Source organism: Sphingobium chungangianum, from assembly GCF_977014255.1.
Genome location: NZ_CDRNIV010000006.1, coordinates 1385172 through 1405969, shown reverse-complemented (window position 1 = coordinate 1405969; position 20798 = coordinate 1385172). Strand labels below are relative to the sequence as shown.

Below are 20798 nucleotides of genomic sequence, written 5' to 3'. Positions count from 1 at the left end.
CGCCCACTCCGCATTTTTGCATGGAGTGGAGTCTTTAGTCATGGGTTACAAGGTCGTCGTCGTTGGTGCCACGGGCAATGTGGGCCGCGAAATGCTGACCATTCTCGCCGAGCGCGAGTTCCCGATTGACGAGATCGCGGCGGTCGCATCGTCCCGGTCGCATGGCACCGAAGTTGATTTCGGTGACACCGGCAAGACTCTTAAAGTCAAGAATATCGAGCATTTCGACTTCACGGGCTGGGACATCGCCCTGTTCGCCGCAGGCTCTGGCCCGACGGCTGAATATGCGCCCAAGGCTGCTGCGGCTGGCTGCGTGGTGATCGACAATTCGTCGCTTTACCGCATGGACCCCGATGTCCCGCTGATCGTGCCGGAAGTGAACCCGGACGCGATCGATGGCTACAAGAAGAAGAACATCATCGCGAACCCGAACTGCTCGACCGCGCAGATGGTTGTTGCGCTCAAGCCCCTGCATGACGCAGCGAAGATCAAGCGCGTCGTCGTCGCTACCTACCAGTCCGTTTCCGGTGCTGGCAAAGAGGGCATGGACGAGCTGTTCGAACAGTCGCGCAATATCTTCGTGGGCGACCCGGCCGAGGCGAAGAAGTTCACCAAGCAGATCGCCTTCAACGTGATCCCGCACATCGACGTCTTCCTGGACGATGGTTCGACCAAGGAAGAATGGAAGATGGTCGCGGAAACCAAGAAGATCCTCGATCCCAAGGTGAAGGTGACCGCGACCTGCGTGCGCGTGCCCGTCTTTGTCGGTCACTCCGAAGCGCTGAACATCGAGTTCGAGAACGAGATTTCGGCTGAGCAGGCGCAGAACATCCTTCGTGAAGCGCCGGGCATCATGCTCGTCGATAAGCGTGAGGATGGCGGTTACGTCACTCCCGTCGAGTGCGTGGGCGACTATGCGACCTTCGTCAGCCGCGTCCGCGAGGACTCGACCATCGACAATGGCCTCTCGCTCTGGTGCGTCAGCGACAATCTGCGCAAGGGCGCGGCGCTTAACGCCGTGCAGATCGCTGAGCTGCTGGGCCGCCGTCACCTGAAGAAGGGCTGAGGCCAACTGATGACGTCCGGCGCTGCCGCTGTTTGGAAAAGCCTTCCGATAGCGCAGCGCCGGATGATCCTGCTGCTGATTGGCGCCATCGCCGCCGTGCAGATCAATCAGCCATTTCCCGAACTCGCGCCGTTACAGCATGGGCCGACAATCGCGCTCGCCTTGGCTGCGCCATGGCTTCTGCGGCGCTGGCCTCTGACCAACGGAGCCGTCGCCTGCATCACCCTGTTCCTGCTCCTGCATACATTGGGCGGGCGCTACATCTATTCTTATGTGCCCTATGACGATTGGGCGCGCTCGATGACAGGCCATGACCTTTCGAGCACCTTCGGGTGGCGGCGCAATGGCTATGACCGGCTCGTCCATTTCGCCTTTGGCCTGCTTCTGACGCACCCACTGGCGCAGATCGCGCGGCGACGGGGTGGCATGGGATTGGGCTGGAGCCTGGCCTTCGGCTTCGTCACGATCGGCTTCATCAGCGCCTTTTATGAATCCTTCGAATGGCTGCTGACGCTGATGGCGGAAGGAGAAACCGCCGACTGGTATAATGGCCAGCAAGGCGACGTCTGGGACCCGCAGAAGGACATGGCCGCCGCTCAGGTCGGTGCACTAATCGCCCTGCTGATCCTTGGCCTACGCCGCCATCGACAAGGCGGCGCCAAGGCCATATCGAGCAGCGCCGACACAGTGAGGGAGTGATCATGACCGACCTTGAGCTAGAGAAAGTGGAAGTCGAGGGGCACGGCGGTCTTCCCATTGCGGTCCATATCGCGGGGAAGGGGCGTGATCTCGTCCTCATCCACGGTTATTTCTCCAACGCCTGGACCAATTGGATCCGTTACGGCCATGCGGCGCGGCTTGTGGAGGCTGGCTTCCGGCTGATCATGCCGGACCTGCGCGGACATGGCGAAAGCGGCAAACCGCATGATCCCGCCGCCTATCCGCCCGATGCTTTGACGGACGACAATCTGGCCGTCATCGACCAGCTTGGCCTGACCGATTATGACTTGGGTGGCTATTCGCTGGGTGCGCGGACGACGGTGCGGATGCTGGCGCGCGGCGCGACCCCGCGCCGGGTGATCCTGGCTGGCATGGGACTACGCGGCCTCGTCAATACGCTCGACAAGGGCGGCTATTATCGTACCGTCCTCACCAACCTCGGCACGTTCGAGCGCGGCACGTCGGAATGGATGACGGAAGCCTTCCTGAAAACGACGAAGGGCGATCCAGTCGCGCTACTGCATATCCTGAACACCTTCGTGGACACGTCCGCCGAAACGATCGCGACCTTCACGCAGCCGACCGAAGTCATCTGCGGCGTCGACGATCAGGATAATGGGATTGCGCAGGAGCTTGTCGATACTCTGCCCAATGGCCGCTATGTCGAGATACCCGGCAATCACATGGCCGCGGTCACGAAAAAGGAATTGGGCGAGGCGATGGTGGAGTTCCTGACCGCCTGACCGCCGGTCGCACGCCTTACCGGAATGGCGGCTCGTTGAAGGCTCGCAACTTGCGGCTGTGCAGCTTAGGGCCTTCCTGCCGCAGCAGTTCGCACGTCATCAGGCCGATCCGCAGATGTCCCGCGATCGCTTCCTCATAAAAGCGGTTCGCCTGCCCCGGCAGCTTCAGTTCGCCATGGATCGGCTTGTCTGACACGCATAGCAATGTTCCGTAGGGGACCCGGAACCGATAACCCTGCGCCGCGATTGTCGCGGACTCCATGTCGATCCCGACCGCGCGCGACAGGCTGAAGCGCAGTGCTGAACTGGAATAGCGTAGCTCCCAATTGCGATCGTCGGTCGTCACCACGGTCCCGGTGCGCAGCCTGCGCTTGAAATCTTCCTCGCTACTACCGCCGAGCACCGCTTCGGCGGATTTGGCGAGGGCGACCTGAACCTCCGCAATGGCTGGCACCGGAATTTCCGGGGGCAGCATATCATCCAGCACCTTGTCGTCGCGCAGATAGGCATGGGCGAGCACATAGTCGCCGATCCGCTGGCTGGGCCGCAGGCCGCCGCAATGACCGATCATCAACCAGGCTTCCGGTCGCAGCACCGCCAGATGATCGCAGATGGTCTTCGCATTGGCAGGACCGACGCCGATATTGACTAGCGTGATCCCGCTGCGATTGGGCGCGATAAGGTGATAGGCGGGCATCTGATGCTTGCGCCATGCGCTGTCCGCGATCATGCGCGCGGGATCAGCCGTCTCCCGCGTCACATAGACACCGCCTGCGCCGGACAATGCGGTGTAGGGCGAGCCGTCTCTTTGCAGTTCCGCGCAGGCCCAGGCCACAAACTCGTCGACATAGCGATGATAGTTGGTGAAGAGGATGTATCGCTGAATATGCTCGGCTGGCGTCCCCGTATAATGTTTCAGTCGGGCCAGCGAGAAATCGGTGCGCAGCCCGTCGAACAGCGCCAGCGGCCTTTGCCCTTCCGCATCAGGCGTGAACAGGCCATCGGCGATCTCGTCTCCGATCTCCGCCAACTCGGTTGCGGGGAAATGACGCGCCAGTTCGGTCGGAGGGGTGCCGTCAAGAGCGCTGATGTCCAGCCCATCCAGCACGTAGGGAAAGGGAATCTGCTGGTCGCTGACCGCTGTTTCGACCTCGACCCCATAATCCCGGACGAGCAAATCGATCTGCTCAGCCAGATAATCGCCGAACATCTCCGGCCGGGTGACCGTGGTGGTATAAAGGCCGGGCTTGGACAGGCGGGCGAAGGATCGCCCGGGCGGCGGGGCATCGGTTTCGGCATGGTGGGTGATGCGCAGTTCGGGATAACAGAAGCAGCGATCGGACTTTGCCTCTGGCGGCGGCACGCTGCCATCGCGGGCATAGGCCTGCATGGCCTCGCGCAGATTTCCGATAGAGGTCTGGTAGATCCGGTCCAGTTGCGCGACCGCCGCGCTGCCGATGCTTTTCGTCATCGAACCTTGCTACCGCAGATATGTGACGGAAGGAAGGCCGGTGGCCGCGCGATGAGGGCATCGCGCGGCCATCGCGTCAGAGCTGCCCCAACAGATGATCAGCCGACGAAAGCTTGAATTCGCCCGGTGCCTCGACATTCAGTTCGGTCACCACGCCATCCTTTACAATCATGGAAAAGCGCTGGCCACGCGTGCCCATGCCAAACTTGCTGCCGTCCATCGTCAGGCCCGCAGCCTTGACGAAGTCGCCATTGCCGTCCGCCAGCATGGTAACCTTATCGTCTGCTCCGGCTGATTTGCCCCATGCGCCCATGACGAATGCGTCATTGACGGCGGTGCAGGCAATCTCGTCCACGCCCTTTTCCTTCAGGGCGTCGGCCTTTTCCACAAAACCGGGAAGGTGCTTGGCCGAGCAGGTCGGCGTAAAGGCGCCGGGAACGGAAAAGAGCGCCACCGTCCGGCCTTTGAACAACTCGTCGGAGGAAACTTGCTCCGGCCCATTTTCCGTCATCTTGGCAAAGGTGGTAGCGGGGATGCGATCCCCTTTTGCGATGGTCATATTCTGTCTCCTGCCGTTGATGAGGCGGGAGGTCGGCGCTTGGCGGTCCTGTGTCAAGGCGCGCTTACGTGTCGCATCGCCCCCGGTGAACGACAGCCCGCCATTGGCAAAGCCGCTGGGCAGCGTATATTCATCCTATGGATCAACTTCGCTCCTATGCCGGTCAGTTCCTGCTCGCTTTGCCGGGCATGGAAGACATGCGCTTCGATCATTCCGTGATCGCCATTTGCGTCCATGATGAAAATGGCGCTCTCGGCATCGCGGTCAGCGATGAAATCGAGGGCGTGGGGCTGCATGAACTGCTCGAAAGCTTTGACATCAACCCTGCCAATGTCCCCGACATACCCGTGCTTCGCGGTGGGCCGGTCGAACCGCGCCGGGGCTTCGTGCTGCATTCCCTCGATTGGAAAGGGCATGACATGGTGGAGGTCGGGGAGGACTGGGGGCTTTCCGGCTCGCTGGAGATATTGAAGGCGATCGCGGAAGGCACTGGTCCCAGTCGCTACATCGTCGCCCTCGGCTATGCCGGTTGGGGCGCAGGGCAACTCGATCAGGAGATGACCGGCGAAAGCTGGTTCCCGGCGACATGCAGCGCAGATATATTGTTCGACGTTCCGGCGGAAAAAAAATGGGCGGCGGCCTATGCCGCTGCCGGAGTCGATGCGTCTCATCTGGTGAGCGGCGCTGGCTCCGCCTGATCGCGTCGCATAATTTGCGAGATATTTTCCCGGTTCAACTGCGTAACGATGGCGCGGAACAGAGCTTGTTTCCGCATCGTAACTGAACATTTCCAGGTAAATTCCCGCTAACTGCCTTGGAATGTGACAAGCGCGGGGGCGCACCTTCATCCTCGAGAATTGCTCGGGGGTTCAAATCATGAAGAAGTTTGTCGTGGCATCTTTCGGGAGTCGCGGTCGCCTCTCAACCCGGAGAAGAGTGACATAAAGAAAACTTTATATTGAGTTGCCATCAACGGCGGCGATTGGTAAAGCGCAGACCATCGCCGCCGTTTCGCCATGCGAGCGGCTCCGGCAAATTCTAAACCGATGGAGACACGCTCGTGGCCACCGCACCCGCCACCCAGGCGCAGGACTATGTGATCGCCGACATCAACCTTGCCGCGTTCGGCCGCAAGGAAATCGAGATCGCCGAAACCGAAATGCCCGGCCTGATGGCCCTGCGCGCCGAATTCGGCGCTGCCAAGCCGCTGAAGGGCGCGCGCATCACTGGATCGCTGCACATGACGATCCAGACCGCCGTGCTTATCGAGACGCTGGCTGAGCTGGGCGCGGAAATCCGCTGGGCTTCGTGCAACATCTTCTCGACCCAGGACCATGCCGCCGCTGCCATCGCCGCGCGCGGCATCCCCGTCTTCGCCGTCAAGGGCGAGACGCTGGAGGAATATTGGGATTATGTCATCCGCATCTTCGACTGGGGTGACACGCCCTGCAACATGATCCTGGACGACGGCGGCGATGCCACCATGTTCGCCCTGTGGGGCGCGCGCGTCGAGGCTGGGGAAGAACTGTTCACGCCGGGTAACGAGGAAGAAGAAATCTTCGTCGCGACGCTCAAGCGCTTCCTAGCCGATCGTCCGGGCTACCTGACCAAGACCGTCGCCGCGATCAAGGGCGTTTCGGAAGAAACCACCACCGGCGTTCACCGCCTTTATGAGCTGGCGAAGAAGGGCAAGCTTCCCTTCCCGGCGATCAACGTGAACGACAGCGTCACCAAGTCGAAGTTCGACAATCTCTATGGCTGCAAGGAATCGCTGGTCGACGCCATCCGCCGCGCCACCGACGTGATGCTGGCTGGCAAGGTCGCATGCGTCGCGGGCTTCGGCGACGTTGGCAAAGGCTCGGCAGCCTCGCTCCGCAATGGCGGCGCCCGCGTGCTGGTGACCGAGGTGGATCCCATCTGCGCGCTTCAGGCCGCGATGGAAGGCTATGAAGTCGTGACGATGGAAGAGGCCGCCACCCGCGCCGACATCTTCGTCACCGCGACCGGCAATGAAGCCGTCATTACCGTCGATCACATGCGCGCCATGAAGAATATGGCGATCGTGTCCAACATCGGTCACTTCGACAGCGAAATCGAGATTGCCGGTCTTTCGAACATGAAGTGGACTGAAATCAAGCCGCAGGTCGATGAAGTCGAGTTCCCCGACGGCAAGAAGATCATCGTCCTTGCCAAGGGCCGCCTGGTCAACCTGGGCTGCGCGACCGGCCACCCCAGCTTCGTCATGTCGTCCAGCTTCACCAATCAGGTGCTGGCGCAGATCGAACTGTGGACCAAGTCGGACCAGTATAAGAACGACGTCTACGTCCTGCCCAAGCATCTGGACGAAAAGGTGGCGGCGCTTCACCTCGAAAAGCTCGGCGTGAAGCTGTCGAAACTGACCCCCAAGCAGGCCGCCTATATCGGCGTGACGCCGGAAGGTCCGTTCAAGCCGGATCATTACCGCTACTAAAAACCTAAACGGGGGAGGCGAAAGTCTCCCCTTTTTTATGCTTAGCCTCTCGTCATCCCAGCGAAAGCTGGGATCTATTGCCAACGGCGTCCGGCTGAGATGCCAGCTTTCGCTGGCATGACGAAGATGAGGGCGTGTCCGTCTTGAAGGAGCCGCGCATTTCTTCCAACTCCCCGCTTCACGCTGCTCCCGACTTGGGTTAGTCCCCTGATAATCATGCAAAGGGGTGGCAGGTCGCGATGAGGGGTGAACAGGCGCAATGACGTCATTGACCCCATTTGCCGCAGTCATATTGGGGATCGTGCTGGCCGCGTGGCTGGCCGCCGCGGTGTGGGCGCTTTCGACCGGGCAGCGCATGCGTCGCGAAGGCACGCAAGTGCAGGGCAAGTTCGATCGCCTGTCCAGCCTGCTCGCCTCGGCACCCGCTGCACCCATCATCATTCACGCCGATGGCCGGATCGAAGCCGCCGACCGGCTCGCCAAATGGCTTGGCAAGGACCGGGTGCCCGCATTCGTATCCGAACTGACCGCGCCCGACGGCGGCCTGGAGCCGGAGGACGCGTCGGCCCTCGCGCAGGAAATAGCGGCGGCCCAGCGCGCCGGACGCAGCTTCGCCCTGCCTGTGCGGGGGAAGGGTTCCTCCCGGCTCCTGCTGGTGCGCGGCGCGCCTGCCGGGCCAGTGCTTGCCGAAAGCGGCGGCGTAGTCCTGTGGATATTCGACGCGACCGACAGCCAGTCGGAAATCCAGGCGCTGAAGAGCAAGGTCGAGCAACTGCGCGAAGCCCTGGAAGCGCTCGCGGGCCTTGTGGAAGCCGCGCCGTTTCCAATGTGGCATCGCACCGCCGACATGCGCCTCAGTCTCGTCAACGCAGCCTATGTCCAGGCGGTGGATGGGGCCAATGCGGCAGATGTCATCGCTCAGGGCACGGAGTTGGTCGAGGCGGTGGGGGGCCTCGGCCCTCAGTCATCAGCAGAGCAGGCGCTGACCGAGGATCGGGTGGTCGAACGCATGGTGCCAGCGACCATAGATGGCGAACGCCGCACGATGCGGGTCGTCGATGTGCCGCTTGGCGAGGCCGGCGTCGCCGGTTTCGCGATGGACCAGAATGAGCTTGAACAGGCCCGCGTCGAGCACCGCCGCCTTGAAGCGGCTCAGCGCGACCTTCTCGATCGCCTCTCCGCTGGCGTGGCCCGCTTTGGCCCGGATCGCACCCTGCGTTTCTGGAATCAGCCATTCATGAGTTTGTTCGGGCTAGATCAGGAACATCTGGCCGACCAGCCCGTGTTCGAACGCGTCCTCGACCGCATGCGCGAGGCCCGCCGCCTGCCCGAACATCGCGATTTTCCGGCGTGGCGCGCTGAACGTCGCGATTGGTTCCTCTCCCCGGACCCGCGCGAAGAGAACTGGCTGCTCGCCGATGGCACGCATCTGCGCGTCTATGGTCAGCCACTGCCTGACGGCGGCCTGCTCCTGATATTCGAGGATCGGACGGAGCAGGTCCAGCTTTCCAGCGCGCGCGACACGCTGCTGCGAGTCCGCACGGCGACCTTCGACAATCTGTTCGAGTCGATCGGCGTCTTTTCGTCCGATGGCCGTTTGTCGCTTTGGAACAGTCGTTTCCGCTCGATCTGGGAAATCTCCGAAGACCTCCTGGCGCAGCACCCGCGCATCGACGAACTTCTCCGCGCCGTCCAATCCCGCCTCGCCAAGCCGCAGCAGGCCAATCTCGTCCGCGAGCTGGTCCGCGCCGCGACAGTGGAACGCAAGCAGCGCGTCGGCCATGTCGGTTTCGCGGACGGCCGCATCTTCGAATTTGCCGCCATCCCTCTGCCCGACGGCAATGCACTTTTTACGATGCTGGACGTCACCGACAGCCGCCGTGTCGAACAGGTGCTGCGCGACCGCAACGAAGCGTTGGAGCAGGCCGATCGGGTCAAGACCGCCTTCGTCACCAATATGAGCTACGAATTGCGCACGCCGCTCACCACCATCGCGGGCTTCGCCGAGATGATGAGCGCGGGCTACGCCGGAGACATGAGCGATTCCGCCAAGGAATATGTCGATGGCATTCTTCAGAGTACCAGTCGCCTGTCGATGTTGATCGACAATGTGCTGGACCTGACACAGGGAGAAGCCGGGACGCTCCCGATCGACCGTGCCCCTGTCGATCTCGCCGCCCTGGCAAAGGAAAGCATCGAGCGGATCAAGGCCGAGGCAACGGCCAAGGGCATCGACCTTGCCATCTCCCTGCATGAAACATTGGGGAAGGTGGAAGGCGACAGCCGCCGGATCGGCCAGGCGCTCGATCATCTGCTGGAGAACGCCGTCTGCTACAGCGGACGTGGCGCGCGCGTATTGCTGCACGGGGACGGCAGCAGCGATTCCGCGCGGCTCGTCGTCTCCGACAACGGTCCCGGGATCAGCGTCAAGCGCCGCGCCACGATCTTCGATGCTGCGGCGCGCGCGGAACAGGCACGAAGCGGTGAAAAGGCCGGGATCGGCCTACCGCTCGCCAAGCAATTGGCAGAGGCGCATGGCGGCACCCTCCAGCTCGTGTCAGAGCCGGGGCAGGGCACCATGGCCGTGATCGAGCTACCCCGTGGCTGAGCAGAGCCTGACCATGCCCGACGAAGCGGCGATGCTGGCCCTCGGCCGCCGTCTGGCTGACGTGGCGCGCATCGGTGACGTCATCGCGCTGGAGGGCGGCCTTGGCGCGGGAAAGACGACGCTCGCGCGCGGCATATTGGAGGGGCTTGGCCTTGCAGGCGAGGCGCCAAGCCCCAGCTTCGCGATCGTCCAGCCCTATGACGTGCCGGAGGTGAAGCTGCCCGTCGCCCATGTCGACCTCTATCGCCTTGACGATGCGGAAGAGGCGCGGGAACTGGCTCTAGACGAATATCTGATGGACAGCCTGCTGATCGTCGAATGGCCGGATCGCCTGGGTCCGGATGCATGGCCGCATGCGCTGCGGCTCCACATCGACATCGAACCCGACGGCGCTCGGCGCTTGACAGTGCGCGTGCCGGACGCTTGGACAGAGCGATGGTCGCAGATATGATCCCGCCCGCTTCCGCTCCCGCCTTTCTCTCAGCTGCGGGGTGGGGGCATGCCGCTATCGTCCCGCTGGCGGGTGATGCGTCGTTCCGCCGCTACTTCCGCGTGGTCGATGGCGCACGCCGTGCCGTGCTGATGGATGCGCCGCCGCCACATGAAGACCCGCGCCCCTTTATCGCCATCGCCGAACATCTGACGGGACAGGGTTTCGCTGCCCCGGCGATCCTTGCCCGCGATCTGGAGCAAGGTCTGGTGCTCATCGAGGATTTCGGCGACTTGCGGGTCAAGGAACATCTGGATGATGTCCCCGCCGACGAGGAAGGCGTGTATAGCCGCGCAGTCGAACTGCTCGCTGATCTTCATCGCCAGCCTGCCGCCGACCTGCCGCCCTATGACCGCGCGGTCTATCAGCGCGAAGCAGGGCTGCTCACCGAATGGTATTGCCCCGCGATCGGCCTGCCTGTCGAAACAGATGCCTATACACGCGCTTGGGATGCCGTGCTGCCGATCGTCGAGCAGTCTGCCAGCCCCGTCGTCACAGTGCTGCGCGATTATCATGCCGAAAATATCATGCTGATCGATCGGCCTGAAGTGCGGGGGCTTGGCCTGCTCGACTTTCAGGACGCTCTCGCCGGGCATCCCGCTTATGATCTCGTGTCGCTGCTTCAGGACGCTCGGCGCGATGTACCGCCGGAGGTGGAAGCCGCGATGATCGGCCACTACAAAGCCATCGCAAATCCCCCGCCCGACTTCGACGCTGCCTATGCTGTGCTGGGCGCGCAGCGGAATGCGAAGATCATCGGCATCTTCACGCGGCTTTGGAAGCGGGACGGAAAGCCACGCTACCTGTCCTTCCTGCCGCGCATGTGGGACCTGCTGGAACGCGACCTGGCGCACCCCGCGCTCGCGCCGGTAGCGGACTGGTTCGCAGCCAACATCCCAGCGGAAAAGCGCCATCTCGCGCTTCAGGATAACGCCCCCGCATGATCGACACGGCAATGCTGATGGCGGCTGGCCTTGGCAAGCGGATGCGCCCGCTCACCGCCACGCGCCCAAAGCCGCTGGTCAAGGTGGCGGGCAAGCCGCTGATGGATCACGCGCTGGACCGGCTCGCAGCCGGTGGGATCAGCAAGGTGGTGGTCAATGTTCATTACCTCGCCGACACGGTCGAGGCGCATCTCAATGCCCATTCGAACGGCATGCAGGTGCTGATTTCCGACGAGCGTCCCAAGCTGCTGGAAACGGGCGGGGGCTTGATCCATGCCCGTGCCCTGCTGGGCGACAAGCCCTTTTTCTGCGCCAATAGCGACAATCTCTGGATCGACGGGCCGCAGGAAACGCTGAGCATGATGCAGCGCCTGTGGGACCCCGATCGCATGGATGCGCTGCTGCTGCTGGTGCCGCTCGCTCGCGCCCATTGCCACACCGGACCTGGCGACTTTCACATGGACGCCTCTGGCCGGTTAAGCCGCCGCAAGACGAGCCATGTGGCGCCCTTCGTCTTCACTGGCGTGCAGATACTTTCGCCCAGCCTGCTGGTCGATCCGCCATCCGACGTATTTTCGACCAATATCTTCTGGAACCGCGCTATCGAAGCGGGGCGTCTCTACGGCGTGTCACATCAGGGCCTCTGGTTCGACGTCGGCACGCCGCGCGCCATTCCTTTTGTGGAAACGATGCTCGCCTATGGGTGACCGCACCCGGCCCGCCTTGTTCAACATCCCAGCTCACCGCGCCTTTTCCGACGCCTTGGCAGCGGGCATAGTCGCGCAGCATGGCAGCGATCCCATGGCGCTGGCGCAGGGCATGATCCTGCTACCCACCAATCGAGCCATCCGCGCCGTCAGCGACGCTTTCGTCCGCCGGTCAGGTGGAGGCCTGCTTCTTCCCCGATTGGTCGCGATCGGCGATCCTGATATTGGCGAACAAGCGGGCGGCGCGCTCGATCCTCTGGCGGAGGGAGAGACCATTCCTCCCGCGATTGCGCCCATGCGCCGCCAGATGATCCTGGCCCGCATGGTTCAGCAGGCATCCGGCCAGCCAATAGACGCCGCGCAGGCTATCAAGCTCGGTCAGGCGCTCGGCACAGTGCTCGACCAGATGCAGGTGGAGCGGGTTCCCATCACCGCGCTTTCCGAACTAACGCTGTCGGACGAATTGTCGGGCCATTGGCAAAGATCGCTCGATCTATTCTCCATCCTCATTCGCCGCTGGCCCGAGGAATTGGCGCGGCTTGGCCTCATCGACCTGGCTGACCGGCGCAACCGCCTGTTCGATCGCCTTGCCTCCCGCTGGACCGCAGAGCCGCCGACCGGATTCGTGATCGCCGCTGGCATAGCCACGACCGCTCCGGCGGTTGCGGGTCTGCTTCGAAGGATTGCCGTCCTGCCGCGCGGCAGCGTCGTTTTCGCTGGCCTAGACCATGAAATGGACGAAGCCGCATGGGACGCCATCGGTCCTTTCGCGTCGGACCCCGTCACCGGCCGTGCGCCCCCTGCGCATGAAACCCATCCCCAATATGCCCTGAAGCGCTTGCTCAATGGAATGAGCGCCACCCGCGATGACGTAGCGCTGTGGCGTTGGGGCAGCGAGCATGATGCACGCGCCGTCCGCAGCCGCAACATCTCCAACGCGATGCTCCCCCCGCGGCTCACCAGCCGTTGGCGCGATCTGAAGACCGCCGACCGTTCGCTCGCAGGAGTGGAGGCGCTGGAAGTCGCAACGCCGGGTGAGGAAGCTCAGGCGATCGCCATCGCCCTGCGTGAGGCGGTGGAAACGCAGGGCCGCACCGCCGCGCTGGTCACGCCCGACCGTCAACTCGCCACCCGCGTGTCGGCGCATCTGGCGCGCTGGGGAATCGCGGCAGACGATTCCGCAGGCCTTCCGCTGTCCCGCCTGCCGCCGGGCACTCTGCTCATCGCGCTGGCCCAGGCAGTGGCCGAACGCTTCGCGCCCGTCGCGCTCCTGACATTGCTCAAGCATCCGCTGGTCATGCGCGGCGAAGGACGCCTTCCATGGCTGGAAGGCGTGCGCGGCCTTGATTTATTACTGCGCGGCCCGCGTCCTTCTGCGGGCCTTCAAGGGATCGACTTACTCCTCGCCGAACGGGAAGGAGAGGATCGCCAGCAGGCGCTGCGAAACCAGACACGGCAATGGTGGTCTCAGGCGCGCGCGCTGCTCGAACCGCTGGAGCAAGCCTGCGCCGTCGCCCCGACCTTTGCCGCGCAACTGGCGGCCCTCCGCGAACAAGCCGGAGCATTGACCGGCGACGCCATATGGTCGGGTGTCCAGGGCCACGCCGCCGCCGATCTGTTCGCGGAGTTGGAACAGGCGGCCCCCGAAGGCCCTCAACAGTCCGACATCCGATCCCTCCCGACCCTGCTCGATAATATGTTGGGCGGCGTTTCAGTGCGCCCGGTTCAGGGCGGCCATCCGCGCATCTCCATATTGGGTCTGATCGAAGCCCAGTTGGTTCAGGCTGACCTCATGATTCTCGGCGGCCTCAACGAGGGCACCTGGCCCGGCCTGCCGTCCCCCGATCCCTGGCTTGCTCCCCGCATCCGGCGGGAACTCGGCCTGCCGGGCCTGGAAACCCGCATCGGCCGCGCAGCCCATGACTTTGCGAGCGCATTGGGCGCTCCCCACGTCCTCATCACCCGCGCGCGCAGAGGATCGGGAGGCCCCGCCATAGCCTCCCGCTTCTGGCTGCGCTCGAAGGCCATGGCCGGTCCACAATGGAAGAGCGCGGATCGTTACGCAGCGCTGGCGCAGACACTCGACCGCCCAGCGCGGCATCAGCCAAGCCGCCGTCCCGCGCCAGTGCCACCCGCCTCCGTCCGCCCGAAGCTGATCCCCGTCACCGATGTGGACCGGCTGAAGGCTGATCCCTTCGCCTTCTACGCCAAGCGGATATTGCGCCTCAATCGCCTCGACCCGGTCGATGCCGATGCTGGTCCCGCATGGCGCGGCACGGCGGTCCACGAAATCCTTCAGCATTGGGCAGAGGCCGGGCGGCGCGACCCCGCCGATCTGGAAGCCCGCGCCCGTGCGATGTTCGACCGGCCCGATGTCCATCCGCTGCTGAAGGCGCTCTGGCAGCCAAGGTTGATCGAGGCGATCCGCTGGATCGCCGCCGAAGTGACTGCCGATCAGGCAGCGGGCCGCTCCATCCTGGCGGTGGAAACGGACGGCAGGGCGGAGATCGCTGGCGTGACCCTCACCGGCAAGGCTGACCGCATCGACCGCATGCCGGACGGATCGCTAGCCATAGTCGATTACAAAACCGGCAAACCGCCCAGCGCCAAGCAGGTCAAGGCAGGCTATTCCCTCCAATTAGGGCTACTGGGCCTCATCGCCGAACAGGGTGGCTTCCCGGCCATCGAGGGCGCAAAAACCGCAGGATGTTTCGAATATTGGTCGCTGGCCAAGAAGAACGACGCCTTCGGCTATCGGGAAAGCCCCGTCGATCCGATGGGGAAGCGAGATAAGATCGTAACGGCCTCCTTCACATCGCTCGTCCATGAATGGTTCGAGAAGATCGCGGGGGACTATCTGACCGGCGCCGCGCCCTTCGACGCGCAGGTGAATCCCGAAGTCGCAAACTATGGCGACTATGACCAGCTGATGCGGCTGGAGGAATGGTATGGCCGCGACGATGTCTAGAAAGACCTCGGCCCTTCAACCGCTCGCGGGAGCGCAGGCGCGCGCCGCGTCGCCTGACGCCCATGTGTGGCTGTCGGCTTCGGCAGGCACTGGCAAGACGCATGTGCTGACCGCTCGCGTATTCCGCCTGCTGCTACAGGGCGTGCGGCCCGAAAATATCCTCTGCCTCACCTTCACCAAAGCGGGCGCGGCGGAAATGGCCGACCGCATCCATGATCGCCTCGCCGCCTGGGTCCAGATGGAGGAAGGCGAACTGTTCGAGGATCTGGAGGCGCTGCACGAGGATAGCGGCCCGGAAGCCCGCGATCGCGCCCGCCGCCTCTTCGCAGAGGTGCTGGAATCGACCGGCGGCGGCCTTCGCATCCAGACCATCCACGGCTTTTGCCAGCAATTGCTGACCGCCTTTCCCCTCGAAGCCGATCTACCCCCCGGCTTCCGCCCGCTCGACCAGCGGGAGCAGGCGGCGCTCGCCCGCCAGACCCTGGCCGATCTTGCCGTCCGTGCGCAGGATCAGGGCGACGACCGCCTTATGGAAGCGCTACAGGCGATCAGCCTACGTCTGGGGGAGGGTGGCGCCGAACAATTCCTCCTGCGCTGTGCCGCCCATCTTTCGGCACTGGAGCAACTGCCGGAAGACATCGCCGCCTCGCTCTATCGCGAACTCGGCCTTCCAGAGGGTGACGTCATCGCTCACCTCGCCAACCAGTGCGACGACGCACAGTTCGACATGCGAACCCTCGCCTCGATTGCGCAAGCCAATGCCGACTGGGGCACCAGCCGCGCCCTGGAGCGCTGTGACCGAATAACCCGATGGCGAGCCTTAGGCGCTCGCGACCGCGCGCAAGCCTTGGAGGATCTGCACGCCGCTTGGGCGAAGAAGGACGGCCACCTCATCTCGACCAAGGGCTGGGTTCCCCCGGTCGATGGCTATGGTGAATCAAGCGCGCGCCTCCACTCCCATTGCGCCGAGCTTCTGAACCTCAAGGCGCTCGCTGCCTATGTCGACCTGCTCGCCGAGGGATTGCATGCGGGCCGCGCTTATGCCCGTGCCTATCATGAGGCGAAGCAGCTTGCCGGCGCCGTGGATTTCAACGACCTCATCGCCCGCACCGCCGAGCTTCTGTCCCAACCCGGCATCGCCGACTGGATTCGCTACAAGCTGGACCAGCGCATCGACCACATCATGGTCGATGAGGCGCAGGACACGAACGTCAGCCAATGGCAGATCGTCGGCGCGCTCGCGGCCGAATTCTTCGCAGGGGAGGGGGCCAAGGGCGATCGCGTCCGCACCATCTTCACCGTCGGCGACTTCAAGCAGGCGATCTTCGGCTTCCAGGGCACCAGCCCGCAGGCCTTCGCCGCCGCGCAAATCGCCTTCCAGCGTCATGCGGAAGATGCCGACCATATCTTCCACGACCTGTCGCTCGAACGCAGTTTCCGCTCCACGCCCGCCGTCCTCGACGTAGTGGACCGGACAATCGCGACCTTGAGCGCCGAACGGCTCGGTCTAAACTCGGGCGCCGTCCAGCACATCAGCGCCAACCGCTTCCCCGGTGAAGTCCTGCTATGGAAGCCAGCCATCGCTGGCCTGTCCGACGACGCGGAAGGGGAGGAGGATTGGGCCGCCGATCAGGAACGCCTTCTCGCCCAAAACATCGCGCGGCAGATTCGTCAGTGGATCAATGACGGCATGATGCTCGAAAGCCGTGGCCGCCCCGTCACGGCAGGCGATATCATGATCCTCGTCCGCCGTCGAAGCGAACTAGCCCGCCTGATCGTTGCCCGCCTCTATGAGGAAGGCGTCGCCGTCGCGGGGATCGATCGCCTTCGCCTCAATGCGCCGCTTGCCGTGCGCGACCTCCTTGCCGCGCTCCGTTTCGCGGTGCAGCCTGAGGATGATCTCAATCTAGCCTCGCTATTGGTGTCGCCGCTGATCGGCTGGTCGCAGAACGACCTCATGGCCTGCGCCATGAACCGCCGCGTTGGGCTCTGGCAGCATCTCACCCGCACCCAGGACGAAGAGCTGCTCGCCCCGCTTCGCACCCTGCTGAATCGCGCGGACCTCACTACGCCTTACCGCTATCTCGAAGCGATCCTGTCCGGCCCGATGGAGGGTCGCCGCCGCCTCATCGAACGGCTCGGCATCGAAGCCGCCGATCCGATCGAGGAATTGCTCAACGCCGCCCTCGCTTTCGAAACGGACGATCACCCTTCCTTGCAGCGCTTCGTGGACTGGTTCGACCGGGGCGAAGTGGAGATCGTCCGCGACGCGGCGGCGCAGGGCGATTCGCTCCGCCTTCTTACCGTGCACGGTGCGAAGGGTTTGCAGGCCCCGGTCGTCATATTGGCGGACGCCTGCCTTGATCCCGATGCCGGGACACGCAGCGATTCGCTGGAATGGAACGGCCTGCCTATCCTCCCTCCCCGCAAGTCCGAGCGGCTTGGTCCCATCGGGCAAGTTCTGGAGGAAGCCCGCGCTGCCGAACGGCAGGAGCATTGGCGGCTGCTCTACGTGGCGCTGACCCGTGCCGAGGAAAGGCTGGTCGTCACCGGCTCGCTAGGCCCGCGCGCCCGAGGCATGCCGCAACCCGAAAGCTGGTTCACGGCGGTCCAGAACGCCATGATCGACCTTGGCGCGGAATGGGAGGACGATCATCTATGGGGTGCGCGTCGGCGTTGGCTGGGCGCAGAAGCCCTGCCTCCGCGCGCTCTCGAAAAAGCTGCCGCGATTGAAGCGGCGTCGCACGCCGAACCCGCTTGGCTCCGTCAGCCCGCGCCAGAAGAAGCGCGTCCCCCCCGGCCCCTCGCACCTTCCGCTCCGGTAGAGGATGACGTGCCCTATCCCCCGCCCACGCCTGCCATGCGGGCGGCGAGCGAGCGGGGGCGCTGGCTGCACGCCTTGTTCGAGCGTTTGCCTGACGTTTCGCCCGAACAACGCCGCGAACGCGCCGACCGCTGGCTCGAACAGCAGGGCGCAGCGGACGCATCACTGCGTCATGACGTCATCGCGCAGGCCCTCCGCGTCATCGAGGACAGCGACTTCGCACCGCTTTTTGCCCCAGGCGCCCTTGCTGAAGCGCCTGTCGCCGCGGTCGTCGGCGACATGGTGATCTCCGGCACCGTGGATCGGCTATGTATAGGCCCCGATCGGGTGCAGGTCGTGGATTTCAAGACGGGCCGCATAGCGCCCCTCAGCGTGGAGGAAGTCCCCGCTGCCCATGTCCGCCAGATGGCGGCCTATGCCGCCGCGCTTCAGGTGATCTTCCCCGACCGCAGGATAGAAGCCGCGCTGCTCTATACCAGCGCCCCGCGCCTCATCACCCTGCCGCACGACCTTCTCGCCGCGCACAAGCCGGGCTTTCCCCCCGCGCAGGAGAATTTGCCGCTTTCACCCGTTGAGACGGACGCGTCACCGTCCTAGATATCCGCCCAACTGAAGGAGAAATATAACATGGCTACCAAGGCAGTCACCGACACCAGCTTCCAGGCGGACGTGATCGACGCAGACAAGCCCGTGCTTGTCGATTTCTGGGCGGAATGGTGCGGCCCCTGCAAGATGATCGGCCCGGCCTTGGAAGAAATCTCCGAGGAACTGGCTGACAAGGTCATCATCGCCAAGATCAACATCGACGAAAATCCCGACGCGCCCGGCAAATATGGCGTGCGCGGCATCCCGACGATGATCCTGTTCAAAAATGGCGAAGCAGCGGCCACGAAAGTTGGCGCCGCGCCCAAGAGCGCCCTAAAAGGCTGGATAGAAAGCGTCCTCTAACGCACACCTAACTCCCTCTCCCCTTCAGGGGAGAGGGCTGGGGAGAGGGGAACGCGCAACCTCTCCACCACTCCGGCCACCGCGCCTCAACGAAACAACACCCCCGCCGCAGCCTCCCACAACCTCGGCGACGAAGCCCCCAACAACCCCCGTCGCAAATCGCCCACCATATAAGGCGACCCATCCAACCGCTGACAGCATCCGCCAGCCTCGTTCAAAAACAGCGTCCCGGCGGCATGGTCCCACGGCAATGTTCGCGCAAAGACCGAAACATCATTCTGCCCCAGCACCAGCCGAGGATATTGCTCCGCCGCACAGCGCGGAATGTCCACAAGCGCAAACACCCCTTCCGCCCGCCGTTGAATGTCAGCTCGCTCCTCGTCCGACATGAAATAAACCGCCAGCGCCGCTATCGGCAACGGATCGCCGCTCTCCCGCGCCCGGACCTGCTCGCCATCAATATAACTGCCAGCGCCTAGGGTGGCGTGACACAAACGCCCGGTAAGCGGGTCCAATATCCATCCCGCCAATGTCGTTCCCGCGTCGGCCAACGCGATCATGATACCGAAAGGCGGGCGCCCAGCTGCGAAATTACCTGTCCCGTCGATCGGGTCTATGATCCAGTTGAGCCCGTCACCCGCCCGATCCAATATCGCCGGGTCCGCCGCGCAGGCTTCTTCGCCGATGATTCCCGCTTCGGGCAGGATCTGGCTCAGCCCTTCGGCCAGCCTGATCTCGCTTTCCCTGTCGGCAACGGTGACGAAGTCGTCGAGTGCCTTCTCGCTGATCTCGTCGGCGCGCAAATTCTGGAAGCGCGGCATGACGATATCGCGCGCGACTTCACGCATCAGCGTCACGACATCATCATGCAATTCGATCGGCATCAGCTACGGTAATCCGCGTTGATCGAGATATATCCATGCGTCAGGTCGCAGGTCCAGACCGTCGCGCGGCCCTCGCCAAGGCCAAGGTCCACGCCGATCTGGATATCCTGCCCCTTAAGGTGCGCGGCAACCGGCGCCTCGTCATAGCCTTCCGCCGCGAGCCCGCCCGAGGCCACCTGCGTCACGCCGAACCGGATGGACAGCTTGTCGCGATCAGCCGGTTCGCCCGCCTTGCCGACCGCCATGACCACGCGCCCCCAATTCGCGTCCTCGCCCGCAATAGCGGTCTTCACGAGCGGAGAATTGGCGATGGACAGTGCGATCCGGTGCGCGCTCGCGTCGCTCTCCGCGCCTTCGACGCTGATCTCGATGAACTTCGACGCGCCCTCGCCATCGCGCACCACCAGATGCGCCAGTTGCAGGCAAAGGTCGCTCAGCGCCGCCTGAAACGCATCCGCTCCCGCATCGTCCATCGACGCCAACGGGGCGTTGCCCGCCTTGCCCGTGGCAAAGGCCAGCACCGTATCGCTGGTCGACGTATCACTATCGACCGTGATGCAGGAGAAAGTCCGCCGGTTCGCCGCCGACAGCATCTGCTGCAACAGTTTCGGCTCGACCGCTGCGTCGGTAAAGATATAGCCGAGCATCGTCGCCATATCCGGCGCGATCATGCCCGATCCCTTGATGATCCCCACCAGCTCAACGCGCGTCTCGCCAATCATGGCGCTGGTGCGCGCACCCTTGGCATAGGTGTCGGTCGTCCCGATCGTATTCGCCGCCTCTTCCCACTCGCAAGGCACGGCGGAGAAAGCTGCCTCCAGCCCCGCTTCAGCCTTGTCCACTGGCAAGGGAACACCGATCACCCCCGTCGAAGACACGAACACATCCGAAGGCAGGCACCCAAGATGATTGGCGACCTTAGCCGCGATCGCTTCGACAGCCGCCCGCCCGCGATGGCCCGTAAAGGCATTGGCATTGCCCGCATTCACCACCAGCGCCCGCGCCGACCCGAGGGGAATGGCGTCCCGGCACCATTCGACCTCGGGGGAGGGGCACTTGCTCTGCGTCGTCACGCCAGCAACCGCCGTCCCCTCGGCCAGTTCCACAAATGTCAGATCGCACCGATCCCAATTCTTGTACCGCGCCCTGGCAACGCGCGCGGTCACGCCCGAAATCGCGGGAAGTTCAGGAAAGGCTAAGGGGGCGAGGGGAGAGCGCTGTGTCATGAGCGCGGATTAGCGTAATTGCGGAAACCGTCAACGCCCGCGATGATTGCAAACGTTAACCACCTTTAGCCATGGCGCTCTGTAGCCTGATACGTAAGGTGCGCCTCCGAAAGGGGGCGAGCTTGCCACAGCTTCATTCGCGTATTGCTTTCCTGCTGCTGACGGTTTTT

At 63.6% G+C, this 20798-nt stretch carries 16 protein-coding genes; 12 read left to right on the top strand and 4 right to left on the bottom strand.

All coding sequences use genetic code 11. The annotated features are described in order from the left end of the window. Window positions 1-40: 40 nt before the first annotated feature. The 3 genes from ACWNC0_RS14040 to ACWNC0_RS14030 are packed head-to-tail and all read left to right on the top strand — an operon-like array spanning window position 41 to window position 2529. Entirely contained in the window at window positions 41-1066 is a 1026-nt protein-coding gene (locus tag ACWNC0_RS14040) for an aspartate-semialdehyde dehydrogenase (protein WP_449472381.1), read from the top strand. A gap of 9 nt (window positions 1067-1075) precedes the next feature. Further along, window positions 1076-1765, top strand: a complete 690-nt coding sequence (locus ACWNC0_RS14035) for a DUF2238 domain-containing protein (protein WP_449472379.1) — start codon at window positions 1076-1078, stop codon at window positions 1763-1765. A gap of 2 nt (window positions 1766-1767) precedes the next feature. After that, window positions 1768-2529 (top strand): alpha/beta fold hydrolase, encoded by a 762-nt coding sequence (locus tag ACWNC0_RS14030; protein WP_449472377.1) that lies wholly within the window; start codon window positions 1768-1770, stop codon window positions 2527-2529. A gap of 16 nt (window positions 2530-2545) precedes the next feature. Here ACWNC0_RS14030 and ACWNC0_RS14025 read toward each other — a convergent pair whose 3' ends face one another. Together ACWNC0_RS14025 and ACWNC0_RS14020 are read right to left on the bottom strand one after the other, a co-directional pair. Continuing rightward, window positions 2546-4000, bottom strand: coding sequence for an AMP nucleosidase (locus ACWNC0_RS14025; RefSeq protein WP_449472376.1), 1455 nt, complete (start codon window positions 3998-4000; stop codon window positions 2546-2548). A 76-nt stretch (window positions 4001-4076) separates the two neighbouring features. After that, complete coding sequence (locus ACWNC0_RS14020) at window positions 4077-4559, bottom strand: redoxin family protein (RefSeq protein ID WP_449472374.1); 483 nt, start codon at window positions 4557-4559, stop codon at window positions 4077-4079. A gap of 137 nt (window positions 4560-4696) precedes the next feature. Here ACWNC0_RS14020 and ACWNC0_RS14015 point away from each other — a divergent pair, with 137 nt between their 5' ends. From ACWNC0_RS14015 to trxA, 9 genes are all read left to right on the top strand, one after another. Next, window positions 4697-5257 carry a YqgE/AlgH family protein gene (locus tag ACWNC0_RS14015; protein WP_449472372.1) on the top strand — a complete coding sequence of 187 codons (561 nt, stop codon included), beginning with the start codon at window positions 4697-4699 and terminating at the stop codon, window positions 5255-5257. Window positions 5258-5619: 362 nt separating this feature from the next. Beyond that, complete coding sequence (gene ahcY / locus ACWNC0_RS14010) at window positions 5620-7029, top strand: adenosylhomocysteinase (RefSeq protein WP_449472371.1); 1410 nt, start codon at window positions 5620-5622, stop codon at window positions 7027-7029. Window positions 7030-7288: 259 nt separating this feature from the next. After that, the gene (locus ACWNC0_RS14005; protein WP_449472370.1) at window positions 7289-9637 is read left to right on the top strand and encodes a PAS-domain containing protein; all 2349 of its coding nucleotides are present in this window, start codon (window positions 7289-7291) and stop codon (window positions 9635-9637) included. 13 nt (window positions 9638-9650) lie between these two features. Beyond that, window positions 9651-10088, top strand: coding sequence for a tRNA (adenosine(37)-N6)-threonylcarbamoyltransferase complex ATPase subunit type 1 TsaE (gene tsaE / locus ACWNC0_RS14000; RefSeq protein ID WP_449474624.1), 438 nt, complete (start codon window positions 9651-9653; stop codon window positions 10086-10088). After that, on the top strand, window positions 10085-11071 hold the full coding sequence (locus ACWNC0_RS13995; protein ID WP_449474623.1) for an aminoglycoside phosphotransferase family protein: 987 nt from the start codon (window positions 10085-10087) through the stop codon (window positions 11069-11071). The genes tsaE and ACWNC0_RS13995 overlap by 4 nt, the downstream gene beginning before the upstream one ends. Next, window positions 11068-11778, top strand: coding sequence for a nucleotidyltransferase family protein (locus ACWNC0_RS13990; protein ID WP_449472368.1), 711 nt, complete (start codon window positions 11068-11070; stop codon window positions 11776-11778). Before ACWNC0_RS13995 ends, ACWNC0_RS13990 begins: the two co-directional genes overlap by 4 nt. Beyond that, entirely contained in the window at window positions 11771-14746 is a 2976-nt protein-coding gene (gene addB / locus ACWNC0_RS13985; RefSeq protein ID WP_449472366.1) for a double-strand break repair protein AddB, read from the top strand. Before ACWNC0_RS13990 ends, addB begins: the two co-directional genes overlap by 8 nt. Continuing rightward, window positions 14727-18167 (top strand): double-strand break repair helicase AddA, encoded by a 3441-nt coding sequence (addA, locus tag ACWNC0_RS13980; RefSeq protein ID WP_449472364.1) that lies wholly within the window; start codon window positions 14727-14729, stop codon window positions 18165-18167. The genes addB and addA overlap by 20 nt, the downstream gene beginning before the upstream one ends. A gap of 30 nt (window positions 18168-18197) precedes the next feature. After that, window positions 18198-18518 (top strand): thioredoxin TrxA, encoded by a 321-nt coding sequence (gene trxA / locus ACWNC0_RS13975; RefSeq protein WP_449472362.1) that lies wholly within the window; start codon window positions 18198-18200, stop codon window positions 18516-18518. 86 nt (window positions 18519-18604) lie between these two features. Here trxA and ACWNC0_RS13970 read toward each other — a convergent pair whose 3' ends face one another. Next, window positions 18605-19402: an inositol monophosphatase family protein gene (locus ACWNC0_RS13970; RefSeq protein ID WP_449472360.1), complete on the bottom strand. Its 798-nt coding sequence runs from the start codon at window positions 19400-19402 to the stop codon at window positions 18605-18607. Beyond that, the gene (argJ, locus tag ACWNC0_RS13965; RefSeq protein WP_449472358.1) at window positions 19402-20628 is read right to left on the bottom strand and encodes a bifunctional glutamate N-acetyltransferase/amino-acid acetyltransferase ArgJ; all 1227 of its coding nucleotides are present in this window, start codon (window positions 20626-20628) and stop codon (window positions 19402-19404) included. Before argJ ends, ACWNC0_RS13970 begins: the two co-directional genes overlap by 1 nt. Window positions 20629-20798: the final 170 nt, after the last annotated feature.